This is a genomic window from Nocardioides lianchengensis, from assembly GCF_900101465.1.
Taxonomy (GTDB): Bacteria; Actinomycetota; Actinomycetes; order Propionibacteriales; family Nocardioidaceae; genus Nocardioides; species Nocardioides lianchengensis.
The window spans coordinates 22045-35288 of sequence record NZ_FMZM01000014.1 but is presented as its reverse complement, the minus strand read 5'-3'; the positions used below and the strand labels follow the sequence as shown (position 1 = coordinate 35288).

The following is a 13244-nucleotide window of genomic DNA, read 5'->3' as shown; positions in this document are numbered from 1 at the left end:
CCTCGCTCGTTGTCGGCGATGCCCTCTAGGGTGTCGCTCACCTGTGAGGAGGGTCACATGAGGACCGGACGTTTCCGCTCGATGACGGTGGGCGCGGCGACGCTCGTGGTGGCGCTGGCCGGCCAGCTCGTGCTCGTGGACACGGCGGACGCCGGTCCTGACGCGAACGCGCCCGGCACGCCGGCACTCGCGACCGAGATCACCAACAAGTTCACCAGCTACGGCAACAGCACCTCGGTCGACCGCTGGACAGGTGGAGACGGGCTGGAGGCGATCGAGCTGCCCGACGGGCGGGTGCTCTGGTTCTTCAACGACTACTGGTACGGCACGGTGAAGTCCGACCTCACCCGCGGTCCCTTCCAGGCGTCGATGCCCCGCAACGGCATCGTGATCCAGAACGCCAACGGGACGATGGGCCAGACCGTCTCGGGCTCGGGGGGCGCGACCCTGATGAACACCGGCTCCGGCTGGCTGTGGGGCGGGGACCAGCGACTCCAGGGCGGCACCGTCCAGAAGTTCTACATGCGGATGGTGGCCGACGGGGGCTGGGGCTCCGCGGTCGGCGTCGAGCTGCGGACCATCCCGACCGGCTCGGTGGCCTCGCCGGGCACGTACGGCGACCTCACCGCCCAGCTGCCTGCCGACGTCCGTAGCTGCTCGGCGCAGGGGGTGGCCGGACACTGCACCCTGTGGGGGATGGCGCTGGCCGACCACGGCTCCTACACCTACGTCTACGGTGCCGACGTCAGCTCGAGCGGGAAGGACCTCAAGATCGCGCGTGTCCCCCAAGGCGACTTCGCCGGCCTCTGGGAGTACTGGAACGGTTCCGGCTGGAGCACCGACCAGGCGGACGCGATCGATACGGGCACGGTCGCCAGCGAGGCCATGAGCGTCACCTACCAGGGTGGACGCTGGGTGCTGGTCGGTCAGGACACCTACGGCGGTCTGGGGGGCAACGTGATCAGCTACTACGCCGACACCCCGTGGGGCTTCACCGCCGCCGACAAGTCGACGCTGTTCAAGATGCCCGAGACCACCGCCGACTGGAGCGTCTGGGCCTACACGCCCCGCCTGATCCCCCACCTGAGCACCGGTGGCAACCAGGTGATCATCGGCTACAGCGTCAACTCGCAGCTCGAGGACAGCTCCTGCGGTGCGCACAACTACATCGACGCGACCGTCTACCGTCCCCGTTTCAAGGCCGTCACCCTGCCGACGACCCCCGGCGGCAGCTACCAGGCACCCAACGGGGCGCAGCCGGCGGCCAAGTGGCTGACTGCGGCGGAGCTGCCCGGGTGGTGCGCCCCCGGCACGGCCGCGGTCCCGGCCCCGACCGGCGTGACCGCGACCCCCGGGCAGGGGAACACGGCACTGACCTTCGGCTGGTCGCAGACGGCTCCGAGCTCCGACTGGAGCTACGGCTTCCAGTTCCGGGCGTCCGGTGACGCCTGGGGCACCGAGTGGCCGCTGTTCGCGCCGGCCAGCAACACGTGGACCGGTGGGCTGCTGACGCCGGCCCGGACGTACGAGTTCCGGATCCGGGCGTCGACCTGGGAAGGGCGCAACAGCGCGTGGACCACGAAGACCGTGACGATGCCGATCAACGCACCCACCGGGCTCAGCGTCGCCCGCACGGCGGCGAACAAGTGCACCCTGAACATCACTGATCCGCAGGGCGGGGTCTTCTGGCGGGTCCAGCAGCGGCAGGTCGGTGCGACCGCCTGGACGAGCCTCGGAGCGGTCGGCACCAAGACGCCGTGGTACGCGGTCACCTCGGGCGTGCGGTACGACTACCGCGTGCAGGCCTACTCGGACTACGGCAGCAGTGCCTGGACGACCGCGACGAGGTGCGGCCTCTGACCCGGCCGTCATGATGGCCCCATGAAGGTCGTCGTCCTCACCGGTGCCGGGATCTCCGCCGAGAGCGGAGTGCCGACGTTCCGCGACGCCGACGGGCTCTGGGAGGGCCACCGGGTCGAGGACGTCGCGACCCCGGAGGCCTTCGAGTGGCAGCCGTCGGTGGTGCACGCGTTCTACGACGCGCGCCGCGCGGCGCTGACCGGGGTCGAGCCGAACCCCGCCCACCGCGCCCTGGCCCGGCTGGAGGAGACGCTCGGCGACGACCTGCTCGTCGTCACCCAGAACATCGACGACCTGCACGAGCGCGGTGGCTCGCAGCGGGTGCTGCACATGCACGGCGAGCTGCTCTCGGCACTCTGCCGCGGCTGTCAGCGGCGCTCGCCGTGGAGCGGCGACCTCGCCGACCTGCCGCCCTGCCCGCGCTGCGGCGTGACCGAGCTGCGCCCGGACGTGGTCTGGTTCGGCGAGATCCCCTACGAGATGGACCGGATCTTCGCCGCCCTCGAGACCTGCGACCTGTTCGTGTCGATCGGGACGTCGGGGGCGGTCTACCCGGCAGCCGGCTTCGTGCAGGCCGCGGCGTCGTACGGCGCCCGGACGCTGGAGCTCAACCTGCTCCCCTCCGACGGCACCGACTTCTTCGACGAGGCGCGGCACGGGCCCGCGTCGGAGCTCGTCCCGGAGTGGGTCGACTCGCTCCTGGGGTAGCCCGTCAAGGGCCCGGTCCGCTGCGCCGCTGGTGGGGGCGGTACGGCTTCCGCGAGGGCGAGGAGGCGCCGGCAGGAATGCGCGTCGCGGAGGAGTCGAGCCGTGTGATCTGATCGAGCCCCCTGAGGAGGAGACCCGATGAAGACCCTGACCCTGGCTGCCGCCGCGCTCACCACCGTCACCCTGCTCGCCGGCTGCAGCGACGGCGACCCCGGCGACGACAGCGCGGCCGACCCCTCGCGCGAGAGCACCAGCAGCGGCAGCACCGGCGGCGGTGAGGGCGGCAACGACTTCACCGACCAGTCCGGCGAGGAGATCGCCCAGACGGCCAAGGACGCCATGGCCGGCCTCGAGTCGGTCCGGGTCAGCGGCGCCATCACCAGCGACGGGCAGGAGATCGCCCTCGACCTGGCGGTCAGCACGGCCGGCGAGTGTGCCGGCACCATCAGCCTCGGCGGCGCGTCGGCCGAGCTGGTCGGCGCCGACGGCAAGGCCTGGTTCAAGCCGAGCGACGAGTTCTGGCAGGCCCAGGCGGGCGAGCAGGCCCAGACGATCATCGACCTGGTCGCGGGCCGCTGGGTCGTCATGTCGGGCGACGACGCCGGCTTCGGCGAGTTCTGCCAGCTCGACTCCCTGCTCGACGAGCTCGTCAGCGGGGAGGACGACAGCACCTACGAGAAGGGCGACGTGTCCGACGTCGAGGGCTCGGAGGCGATCGCGGTGACGAGCACCGGCGACGACGGGACCTCGGTGGGCTACGTCCAGGTCGACGGCGACCACTACCTGGTGAAGGTCGAGGTCACGTCCGGCGACGAGCCCGGGGCGATCACCTTCTCCGACTTCGACGCCGAGGTGCCCGCCGAGGCGCCGCCCGCGGAGGACACGGTCGACCTCGACGAGCTCGGCGGCTGACACTCGCCGTCGTTCACGGGCGCAGCACGTAGCGCCCGCGCACGCCGCCCTCGGCCACCAGCCGGTGCGCCTCGGCCGCCTCGGCCAGCGGCAGCTCGCCGGCGACCCGGACGGGCAGCCCACCCGCAGCCGCGCGGGCGAGGAGGTCGGCGGTGCGGGCGCCGTCCGGCACCACCTCGACGGCGGTGACCACGACGTCGCGCTCGGACGCGGGCAGCATCGCGGGCCGGACGCCGACGAACAGGCCGCCGTCGCGCACCAGGGCCACGCCGTCGGCCTGCAGCACCGCGCCGTCCGCCACGGCGTCCCAGCCGGTGGTGGTCGTGGTGGCGAAGTCGGCCCCCAGGCCGCGGACGAACTCCTCGTCGCCGGCCCGGGCGAGGCCGGTCACCCGCCAGCCTCGCTCGGCCGCCAGGGGTACGACGGCCGCCCCGACCGGCCCCGCCGCTCCGGTGACCAGCAGCGAGCGGCCCGCCCCGTCGCCGAGCAGGTCGACGAGCTGGGCGGCGGTCAGGGCGGTCAGGGCCAGCGTCGCGGCCGCCACCAGGGCGAGGTCGTCCGGGACGACGGCGACGTCGGCGGCCGGCACGACCAGCTGCTCGGCGTACGTCCCGAAGTCGCGGTCCAGGCCGCCGACCAGCCCGGCGACCCGGGTGCCGACCGGCAGGTCGACCCCGGCGCCCGCGGCGTCGACGGTGCCGGCGAAGTCCCAGCCGAGTCCGGTGTGCTCGGGCTGGTCGATCAGCCCGAGCTGGTGGAAGAAGCCGCCGGCCGTGCCCAGGTCGACGGGGTTGACCGGCGCCGCGGCGACCCGGACCCGGACCTCGCCGGCGCCCGGCTCGCGGAGCGGCAGGTCGACGAGCTCGATGGAGTCGGGGCCGGCCGGGGTGCGGACGACGGCGGCGCGGAAGGTGGTGGTCGTGGTGCTCATGGGGGTGCTCCTCTTGCGGATCGGATCGGACGGCTCCAGACTGGATCAGTCACTCTCCATCGGGAAGTAGGCACCTCAGAGTGCGTAACTACCCGTCCCGTTCCCCAGGAGGCCCCGTGCCGACCATGACCGCGGCCCAGCAGCGCGAGCAGGCCAAGCTCGCCTACGACTCGTTCCTCGCCGAGTGCCCGAGCCGCCAACTGCTCGACCGGCTCTCCGACAAGTGGGTCGCGCTGGTGCTCGCCGCGCTCGCCGACGAGGGCACGATGCGCTACTCCCAACTCGCCCGCCGCCTGGCCGGCGTGAGCCAGAAGATGCTCACCCAGACCCTGCGCGCCCTCGAGCGCGACGGCCTGGTCACCCGCACGGTCACCCCGACCGTCCCGGTGACCGTCGACTACGACCTGACGCCGCTCGGCGCCTCGCTGCAGGTCGTGGTGCGCCAGGTCAAGGTGTGGGCCGAGGCCCACATGGACGACGTGCGCTCCGCGCGCGACGCGTACGACGCCCGCGGCGCCTGACCCGGTCGGGTCAGGGCGCCAGCAGGGCCCCGGCGTGCGGCGGCAGCGTGAGCGTCCCGTCTCCCAGGTCGGCCCCGGCCTCGGTCTCGAACAGCAGCCGGGTGTGGGGCAGCACGAGGGTCGCCGGTGCGTCGCCGAAGTTCACGACGACCGCCAGGTCGCCCCGGTGCATCACGAACGTACGGCGCTCCTCGTCGACCTCGCACCGCGTGCGGCCGAACGCCGGGTCGGTCAGCTCGGCGTGCTCGCGCCGGAGCGCGGCCAGGCGCCGGTAGACGTCCAGCAGGCGGGCGTGCTGCCCACCGGTCTGCTCGTCCCAGTCGAGCCTGGACCGCTCGAAGCTGGCGGGGTCCTGCGGGTCGGGGACGACGTCGGGGTCCCAGCCCATCTGCTCGAACTCCGCGATCCGGCCCTCCGCCGTGGCCTTCCCGAGCTCCGGCTCCGGGTGCGAGGTGAAGAACAGGAACGGCGTGGACGCCGCCCACTCCTCGCCCTGGAAGAGCATCGGCGTGAACGGGCCCGCCATCGTCAGCAGGGCCGCGCAGGCCAGCTGGTCGGCGTCCAGGTGCTCGGTGATCCGGTCGCCCACCGCGCGGTTGCCGACCTGGTCGTGGTTCTGGGAGCAGACCACCAGCCGCCAGCTCGGCATCGCCGCGGTGTCGATCGGGACGCCGTGGTCGCGACCGCGGAAGGACGAGTAGGTCCCGTCGTGGAAGAACCCCCGCTCGCAGACCTTGGCCAGCGCCCCGAGGGGCTCGAAGTCGGCGTAGTAGCCGTCGGTCTCGCGGGTCAGCGCGACGTGGACCGCGTGGTGGAAGTCGTCGCTCCACTGGGCGTCCAGGCCGTAGCCGCCGGCCTCGCGCGGCGTGACCAGCTTGGCGTCGTTGAGGTCGGACTCGGCGATCAGGGTGAGCGGTCGGCGCTGGTGCGCGGAGAGCGCGGCCACCTCGACGGCCATCTCCTCCAGCAGGTGCACCTCCGACTCGTCGTGCAGCGCGTGCACGGCGTCCAGCCGCAGCCCGTCGACGTGGAAGTCGGTGAACCACATCCGGACGTTGTCGAGGATGTAGCGCCGCACCTCCGCCGAGCCCTCCCCGTCGAGGTTGACCAGGTCGCCCCAGGTGTTCCGGCCCGACTTCAGGTAGGGCCCGAAGAGCGGCAGGTAGTTCCCGGACGGACCGAGGTGGTTGTAGACCACGTCCTGGATCACGCCCAGCCCGGCGGCGTGGCAGCCGTCGACGAAGCGCTGGTAGCCGGCCGGGCCGCCGTACCCCTCGTGCACGGCCGACCAGAGCACGCCGTCGTAGCCCCAGTTGTGGGTGCCGTTGAAGGCGTTGACCGGCATCACCTCGACGAGGTCGACGCCGATCTGGCGGAGGTGGTCGAGCCGGTCGAGCGCCGCGTCGAAGGTGCCCTCGGGCGTGAAGGTCCCGACGTGGAGCTCGTAGACGACCGCCCCCGCGAGCTGGCGCCCGGTCCAGGCCGAGTCCGTCCAGTCGAAGGCCGCGGGGTCGTGGGTTCGCGAGCGCTGGTGGACGCCCGCCGGCTGGCGCCGCGACCGCGGGTCGGGTCGGGGCGAGTCCGAGTCGTCGATCAGGTAGCCGTAGTCCACCTCCGAGCGTGGATCGGGAACGGGTCCCGCGGGGGTCCACCAGTCATCGTCCCCGCGCTGCATCTCGACGATGTCAGCACCCACTGACAGCCGGAGACGCTCCGGGCGGGGTGCCCAGACGTCGTACGGACCGCGGGACGGGCGGGTCATGTCAGGACTCCTTCACGAGCAGGGCGACGGGCAGGTCGGCGAGCACGTCGGCGAGCGGGGCGGTCCCGGAGCCGGACCACGACCCGAGCGCGTCGGTCCAGCGGCCCGGCGGCAGCTCCAGGGCGGTGTCGTCCCAGCCGCCGCGCGCGGTCAGCCCGACGGGCAGCCGGGTGGCGACGGTCAGCGCGCCGCCGCGGTCGAACGCGACGACGTGGTCCTGCGCGGGCCCGGCCGCCGGCACGGCGTCGTACGACGTGAACAGCTCGGGCCGGTCGCGCCGCAGCCGCAGGGCGATCGCGGTGAGGTGGAGCTTGGCCGACGCGCCGTCGTCGAGGACGGGCCGGGGTGCGGACCAGGAGCCGGAGGCGAGCAGGGTGGCGCGCCCCTCGAAGTCGACCGGCCGCCGGTTGTCGGGGTCGACCAGGCTCTGCTCCCACAGCTCGCTGCCCTGGTAGACGTCGGGCACGCCCGGCATCGTCAGCGCGAGCAGCTTGGCCGCCAGCGCGTTGGACCAGCCCGGCGCCACGACCTGCTCGAGCAGCCCGTCGAGCACGCCGCGCACGGCGGCGGAGTCGAAGGCGGCGTCGACCGCGGCGTGCACCGCGTCCTCGTACGACGCGTCGGGCTCGGTCCAGGTGGTCCGGTCGCCGGCCTCGCGCATCGCCTTCTCGGCGTAGCCGTGGAGGCGCTCGCGCGACGCCGGCCAGGCGCCGAGCACGGCCTGCCACAGCAGCGAGGCGAAGCCGGGGTCGGGCAGCGGGGCCAGCGACAGCAGCGATTCGAGCGCCGCCTCCCAGGCCGCCGGCAGCTCGGCCAGGGCGGTGATCCGGGCGCGCACGTCCTCGCCGCGCTTGGTGTCGTGCGTGGACAGCGTGGTCATGGCCAGTGGCCAGTCCCGCTGCCGCTCGGCCAGCTCGCGGTGGAAGTCGGGGACCGACAGCGCGAACACCGACGGGTCGCCGCCGACCTCGTTGAGCGAGGTGAGCCGGGAGTAGCGGTAGAAGGCGCAGTCCTCGACGCCCTTGGCCATCACCATGCCGCTGGTCTGCTGGAATCGCTTGGAGGCGGCCAGGTCGGCGTCGAACATCCAGGGCTCGATCCGCCCGAAGGTCAGCGTCAGGTCGGGCCGCCGGCGGCGGGCCTCGGCGAACGCCTCCTCGAGGTGCGCGCGGCCCTCGGGCAGGTAGGACCGGTAGACCGGGAAGCAGGCCAGCAGCTCGGCCACGGCGTCCTCCGCCCGGAAGGCGGGTACGACGGGCAGGTGCCGCCGCAGGTCGCGCACGATCCGGCGGACCTCGCTGTTGAGGATCCCGTCCGCGACCGCCCGCTTGGTGTCGTGGATCATCTCGGCCCAGTCGACGGGACCGCCGCGCAGCCGCGCCTCGAGCGCGTCGAGCGGAGCCTGCCCCGCCGGGTCGGTGAGGACCCGGTCGATGTGCGCGAGGGCGTCGTACCCGGTGGTGCCGGTAGTGGCCCAGGACGTGAGCAGCTGCTCGCCGGGCTCGAGGATCTTCTCGACCAGGACGTAGGCGTCGCCGGTGAGCTCGGCCAGGTCGCGCAGGTAGCCGCCCGGGTCGCGCAGGCCGTCGGGGTGGTCCACCCGGAGCCCGTCGACCAGGCCCTCGTCGAACCAGCGTCGGATCTCGACGTGGGTGTCCTCGAACACCCCCGGCTCCTCCACGCGGACGGCGGCCAGCGTGTTGACCGCGAAGAAGCGCCGGTAGTTCAGCCCGTCGTCGGCCTCGCGCCAGTTGACCAGCTCGTAGTGCTGCTCCTCCAGCGTGGTCGTGCCGGGCGCGAGCGGGAAGTAGTTGTCGTGGTAGCGGATCTCCTCGGCCCCGAGGTCCACCTCGATCGCGGCCTCGTCGTCGTCGCCGACCACCGGGATCTGCAGCTTCTGGTGGCTCGCGTCCCAGTCGATGTCGAACGCGGCGGCGTGCGCGGAGTCACGGCCGTGCTTCAGCACGTCCCACCACCAGGGGTCCTCGGACGGCGTCGCGACGCCGACGTGGTTGGGCACGATGTCGACCAGCACGCCCATCCCGAGCCGCCGCGCCTCCGCGGAGAGCGCCGCCAGCCCCTCCTTGCCGCCGCGCGCCGGGTCGACCCGGTCGTGGCGGATGACGTCGTACCCGTGGGTGCTGCCGGGCTCGGCCTCGAGGATGGGGGAGAGGTAGACCCAGTCGGCGCCGAGGTCGTGGAGGTACGGAAGCAGATCCGCCGCCTTGAACAGATCGAGCTCGGCGGTGATCTGGAGGCGGTACGTGCTGGTCGGTGCGCGCACGCTCAGCCCCGCCGGGACTGGGCGGCGACCGAGGCGGCGACCGAGAGGTCGGGCTCGACCTCGGGCTCGCGGTGCTCCCGGAGTACGACGAGGCTCCGCGTCCCGAGCGGCAGCGTGGAGCCGGCCGCGCAGGTGCCGTCGGCGTCGGCCGAGCCGCCGGTGTCGATGACGACGTCCCAGGCCTCGGCGTACTCCAGCGGCGGCAGCGTCACCTCGGCGTCGCCGTCGGCGTTGAAGTAGAGCAGGAAGTGCTCGTCGGTGATCGTCTGCCCGCGGGCGTCCTTGCCGGCGATGCCGTTGCCGTTGAGGTACATGCCGATCGCCTGGGCGCCGCTGTCCCAGTCGCCGTCCTCCATCGGCCGGCCCTCGAGGTGCAGCCAGACGATGTCGTCGATCCGCTCGCCGTAGCTCCCGCGGACCTCCTCGCCGGTGAAGAACCGCTTGCGGCGGAAGGTCGGGTGCTGGGCCCGCAGTCGGGCGACCGCGGCGGTGAACTCGACCAGCGGCTGGTCGGCGTCCTCCCAGTGCACCCAGCTGATCTCCGAGTCCTGCGCGTAGGTGTTGTTGTTGCCCTGCTGGGTGCGGCCGAGCTCGTCGCCGTGCAGGATCATCGGGACGCCCTGGCTGAGCAGCAGGGTGGCGATCAGGTTGCGCTGCTCGCGGGCCCGGAAGGCCTGGATCTCGGGGTCGTCGGTCGGTCCCTCGACGCCGTGGTTCCAGGACCGGTTGTGGCTCTCGCCGTCGTTGTTGTCCTCGCCGTTGGCCTCGTTGTGCTTCTCGTCGTACGACACCAGGTCGCGCATCGTGAAGCCGTCGTGGGCGGTCACGAAGTTGATGCTCGCGAACGGCCGGCGCCCCGAGCGCTCGTAGAGGTCCGAGGAGCCGGACAGGCGGGACGCGAACTCGCCCAGCGAGGGCTCGCCGCGCCAGAAGTCGCGCACGGTGTCGCGGTACTTGCCGTTCCACTCCGTCCACTGCGGCGGGAACCCGCCGACCTGGTAGCCGCCGGGGCCGACGTCCCAGGGCTCGGCGATCAGCTTGACCTGCGACACCACCGGGTCCTGCTGCACGAGCTCGAAGAAGGTCGCCAACCGGTCGACGTCGTAGAACTCGCGCGCGAGCGCGGAGGCCAGGTCGAAGCGGAAGCCGTCGACGTGCATCTCGGTGACCCAGTAGCGCAGCGAGTCCATGATCAGCTGCAGCGAGTGCGGGTGGCGGACGTTGAGGGTGTTGCCGGTGCCCGTGTAGTCCATGTAGTACCGCTGGTCGTCCTCGACGAGGCGGTAGTAGGCCTGGTTGTCGATGCCCTTGAAGCTGAGCGTCGGCCCGAGGTGGTTGCCCTCGGCGGTGTGGTTGTAGACCACGTCGAGGATGACCTCGATGCCGGCGGCGTGCATCGCCTTGACCATCGACTTGAACTCCTGCACCTGCTGGCCGAGGGCCTGGCCGGCGCGGGCGGTGGTGCTGTAGTCCTCGTGCGGGGCGAAGAAGCCGAGCGTGTTGTAGCCCCAGTAGTTGCGCAGGCCCTTCTCGGCCAGCGTGCTGTCCTGGACGAACTGGTGCACCGGCATCAGCTCGATCGCGGTGACGCCCAGCTTGGTCAGGTGGGCGGTCACGGCCGGGTGCGCGAGGCCGGCGTACGTGCCTCGGATGTCCTCGGGGATCTCGGGGTGCAGCTGGGTGAGGCCCTTGACGTGCGCCTCGTAGATCACCGAGTCGTTGTAGGGGATCTGCGGGCGGCGGTCGCCCTCCCAGTCGAAGAACGGGTTGATGACCACGCCGTGGGTCATGTGCGGCGCGGAGTCGTCGTCGTTGCGGGAGTCCTCGTCGCCGAAGTGGTAGGAGAACAGGCTCGGGTCCCAGTCGATCTCGCCGGTCGTCGCCTTGGCGTAGGGGTCGAGCAGCAGCTTGTTGGGGTTGCAGCGCAGCCCCTGCTCGGGGTCCCAGGGGCCGTGCACGCGGTAGCCATAGCGCTGGCCGGGCTGCACCTGCGGGAGGTAGCAGTGCCACACGTAGGCGTCGACCTCGGTCAGCTCGATGCGGGTCTCGACGTCGTCGGCGTCGAACAGGCAGAGCTCGACCTTCTCCGCGACCTCGCTGAACAGGGCGAAGTTGGTGCCGGCGCCGTCGTACGTCGCGCCCAGGGGGTAGGCCTCGCCGGGCCAGGTCTCGAAGGTGGTGCTCGTGTCGCTCACAGGTCAGGTGTACCCGTGGGGTGCGCGCCGGACTCGCTCCGCGGGAGCGACGTTGGTCTCTCTGCGAGGAGTGGTCGAGACCACACCACCCGAGTAGTTACCAGCCAGTAGGATCCACGGCATGAAGCGTGACATCTACGACGAGGACCACGAGGCGTTCCGCGGCTCGGTCAAGGAGTTCCTGGACCGGTCGGTGACGCCGTACGTCGAGACGTACGCCGCCGAGAAGGCCATCCCGCGCGAGTTCTGGCTGGAGGCCGGCAAGCAGGGCTTCCTGGGCCTCGAGGTGCCCGAGATCTACGGCGGCTCGGAGGCCGGGGACTACCGGTTCAACGCCGTGCTCTTCGAGGAGCTCTCGAAGGTCAACGCCGCGCTGGCGTCCTGCGCGGGCATCCACGCCGACATCACCGCGCCGTACCTCGTCGAGCTCGGCACCGACGAGCAGAAGCAGCGCTGGCTGCCGGGCGTCGTGTCCGGCGAGATCCTGCTCGCGATCGGCATGACCGAGCCCTCCGGCGGCTCCGACCTGGCCGCGCTGAAGACCACCGCGGTCCGCGACGGCGACGGCTGGGTCATCAACGGCTCCAAGACCTTCATCACCAACGGCTACTCCGCCGACCTGGTCATCGTCGCCGCGCGCACCTCGCCGGAGAAGAAAGCCCGCGGCATCACTCTCTTCGCCGTCGACACGACGCTGCCCGGCTTCAGCCGCGGCCGCAAGCTCGACAAGGTCGGCCAGGACGAGTCCGACACCGCCGAGCTCTTCTTCGAGAACCTCCGCGTCACGGACGCCGAGATCGTCGGCGAGCTCGACGGCGGCTTCATCCACATGATGCAGAAGCTCCCGCAGGAGCGGCTCGGCTGCGCGATCAGCAACGTCGCGCACGCCAAGCAGATCCTCGAGGAGACGGTCCAGTACGCCAAGGACCGCAAGGCGTTCGGCCAGTCCATCGGCAACTTCCAGCACAACAAGTTCCTGCTCGCCGAGCAGGTGACCGCGATCGAGGTCGCCGAGTCGTTCATCGACAAGTGCGTCGTGCTGCACGCCGCAGGCGAGCTCACCCCCGTCGACGCCGCCAAGGCCAAGTGGTGGAGCTCGCAGGTCCAGAACGACGTGCTCGACCACTGCGTCCAGCTGCACGGTGGCTACGGCTTCATGAACGAGTACCGCGTCGCCCGCGCCTGGCGCGACGCCCGGGTCTCGAAGATCTGGGCCGGGTCCAACGAGATCATGAAGGAGCTCATCGGCCGCGACCTCGGCCTGTGAGGTTGGGCTCCCCTTCGTTGCGAGCGGTACGGCGGGCCGCCACGATGCGGTCATGACCACCGAGGTGCCGCCGGAGCTGCACGCCCAGCACCACGACGACGAGCCGCACGACGGCGGCATCAACAACCGGCTGAACTGGCTGCGCGCCGGGGTGCTCGGCGCCAACGACGGGATCGTCTCGACCGCCGGCATCGTGATGGGCGTGGCCGGTGCGACGACCGACCGCGGCACCATCCTGGTCGCGGGAGTGGCCGGCCTGGCAGCGGGCGCGCTGAGCATGGGCGCGGGCGAGTACGTCTCGGTCAGCACCCAGCGCGACTCCGAGCTGGCGCTGCTCGACAAGGAGCGCCGCGAGCTGATCGAGGACCCGGTCGACGAGCTGGAGGAGCTGGCCGCGCTGTACGTCGACCGCGGCCTCACCGAGGACCTCGCGCTCCAGGTCGCGCGCCAGCTGACCGACCACGACGCCCTCGGCGCGCACGCGGAGGTCGAGCTCGGGATCGACCCGGACGACATCTCCAGCCCCTGGAACGCGGCGCTGGCGTCGACCATCTCGTTCACGATCGGCGCGCTGCTGCCGCTGCTGACCATCACCCTGGTCGTCGCCGACGCGCGGGTCTGGGTCACCGTCGCCTCGGTCCTGGTCGCGCTGGCGCTGACCGGCTGGGCCAGCGCGAGGTTCGGCTACGGGCCGTCGGGCCGGGCCGTGGTCCGCAACGTCGTGGGCGGGGCCTTCGCCATGGCGGTCACCTACGGGATCGGGTCGCTGCTCGGGACGCACGTCTAGTCCCTGGGTGCCGATCT

At 71.9% G+C, this 13244-nt stretch carries 10 protein-coding genes; 6 read left to right on the top strand and 4 right to left on the bottom strand.

All coding sequences use genetic code 11. The features are described 5' to 3' along the window. Positions 1–57: 57 nt before the first annotated feature. The 3 genes from BLT76_RS21710 (at position 58) to BLT76_RS21700 (ending at position 3480) form a co-directional block, all read left to right on the top strand. A complete protein-coding gene (locus BLT76_RS21710; RefSeq protein WP_170867195.1) occupies positions 58–1860 on the top strand; it encodes a DUF5005 domain-containing protein in 1803 nt (600 codons plus the stop codon). A gap of 21 nt (positions 1861–1881) precedes the next feature. Further along, positions 1882–2568, top strand: coding sequence for an NAD-dependent deacylase (locus BLT76_RS21705; protein ID WP_090860400.1), 687 nt, complete (start codon positions 1882–1884; stop codon positions 2566–2568). Positions 2569–2706: 138 nt separating this feature from the next. Next, a complete protein-coding gene (locus BLT76_RS21700) occupies positions 2707–3480 on the top strand; it encodes a hypothetical protein (RefSeq protein WP_090860399.1) in 774 nt (257 codons plus the stop codon). Positions 3481–3493: 13 nt separating this feature from the next. Here the strand turns inward: BLT76_RS21700 and BLT76_RS21695 are convergent, their stop codons facing one another. After that, positions 3494–4411 (bottom strand): alcohol dehydrogenase catalytic domain-containing protein, encoded by a 918-nt coding sequence (locus tag BLT76_RS21695; protein ID WP_090860398.1) that lies wholly within the window; start codon positions 4409–4411, stop codon positions 3494–3496. Positions 4412–4536: 125 nt separating this feature from the next. Here BLT76_RS21695 and BLT76_RS21690 point away from each other — a divergent pair, with 125 nt between their 5' ends. After that, on the top strand, positions 4537–4932 hold the full coding sequence (locus BLT76_RS21690) for a winged helix-turn-helix transcriptional regulator (RefSeq protein ID WP_211753156.1): 396 nt from the start codon (positions 4537–4539) through the stop codon (positions 4930–4932). A 10-nt stretch (positions 4933–4942) separates the two neighbouring features. Here BLT76_RS21690 and treZ read toward each other — a convergent pair whose 3' ends face one another. From treZ to glgX, 3 genes are read right to left on the bottom strand one after another with little or no spacing between them, the layout of a single operon-like run. After that, the gene (gene treZ / locus BLT76_RS21685) at positions 4943–6694 is read right to left on the bottom strand and encodes a malto-oligosyltrehalose trehalohydrolase (RefSeq protein ID WP_090860396.1); all 1752 of its coding nucleotides are present in this window, start codon (positions 6692–6694) and stop codon (positions 4943–4945) included. Position 6695: 1 nt separating this feature from the next. Further along, a complete protein-coding gene (treY, locus tag BLT76_RS21680; RefSeq protein WP_090860395.1) occupies positions 6696–8978 on the bottom strand; it encodes a malto-oligosyltrehalose synthase in 2283 nt (760 codons plus the stop codon). A 2-nt stretch (positions 8979–8980) separates the two neighbouring features. Continuing rightward, entirely contained in the window at positions 8981–11173 is a 2193-nt protein-coding gene (gene glgX, locus BLT76_RS21675; RefSeq protein WP_090860394.1) for a glycogen debranching protein GlgX, read from the bottom strand. Positions 11174–11294: 121 nt separating this feature from the next. On the opposite strand from glgX, the gene BLT76_RS21670 reads away from it, so the two are divergent. Together BLT76_RS21670 and BLT76_RS21665 are read left to right on the top strand one after the other, a co-directional pair. Then, a complete protein-coding gene (locus BLT76_RS21670) occupies positions 11295–12440 on the top strand; it encodes an acyl-CoA dehydrogenase family protein (protein ID WP_090860393.1) in 1146 nt (381 codons plus the stop codon). A gap of 52 nt (positions 12441–12492) precedes the next feature. Continuing rightward, positions 12493–13227, top strand: a complete 735-nt coding sequence (locus tag BLT76_RS21665; RefSeq protein ID WP_090860392.1) for a VIT1/CCC1 transporter family protein — start codon at positions 12493–12495, stop codon at positions 13225–13227. Positions 13228–13244 lie beyond the last annotated feature (17 nt).